Genomic DNA, 812 nt, shown 5'->3' with positions numbered 1-812 from the left:
CGCCCGCAGGATCCGGCGTACCTGCTCTACACCTCCGGCTCGACCGGCACACCCAAGGGCATCCTGGTCCCCCACCGCAACGCCTACGCCTACTGCCGCAACGCGGTAGCGCAATTCGCCAGCACACCCGACGACCGCGTCGCCCAAGTAGCCAACCCCGCCTTCGACGCCAGCATCTTCGACTACTACGCCACCTGGCTCGCCGGAGCCACACTCGTCAGCGCACCGAAAGAAACCATCGTCGACCCCCAAGCCCTCACCGGCCTCCTTGAAGACGAACGCATCACCCTCGCCTACCTGCCACCCGCACTACTAGCCCTACTCGACCCGACACGCCTGGCAGGCACCACACTGCGCGGAGCCTTCAGCGCCGGCGAAGCACTACCCGTCGCACAAGCCAACCGCTGGGGACAAGCCGGCATCGCCCTGCACAACTCCTACGGACCCACCGAAACCACAGTCGTCGTCACCGACTACCGCTGCTCCGAAACACCCGTACGCGGCTCAACCCCAATCGGCGTACCAATGCCCGGCCACCGCGCCTACGTGCTGGACCGCCGACTACGCCCCACCCCCATCGGCGTCGCCGGAGAACTCCACATCGCCGGCACCGGCGTCACCTACGGCTACCACAACCGCCCCAGCATGACCGCCCGCAGCTTCCTCGCCGACCCATACGGACCACCCGGACAACGCATGTACGCCACCGGCGACCTCGCCCGCTGGCGCTCCGACGGCACCCTCGAATACCTCGGACGCCGCGACCGACAAGTCCAACTCCGCGGCCAACGCGTCGAACTCGGCGAAATCGA

At 67.5% G+C, this 812-nt stretch carries 1 protein-coding gene; it reads left to right on the top strand.

The genetic code is table 11. The features are described from left to right. The coding region (locus tag ACPXB1_RS30620; RefSeq protein ID WP_425736175.1) for an AMP-binding protein at positions 1–812 on the top strand (812 nt) is incomplete at both ends.

This window comes from Micromonospora sp. DT68 (genome assembly GCF_049847245.1).
In the GTDB taxonomy this organism is placed as follows: Bacteria; Actinomycetota; Actinomycetes; order Mycobacteriales; family Micromonosporaceae; genus Micromonospora; species Micromonospora profundi.
Note: the sequence above shows the minus strand (reverse complement) of the source record. Positions and strands in the feature narration are given on the sequence as shown.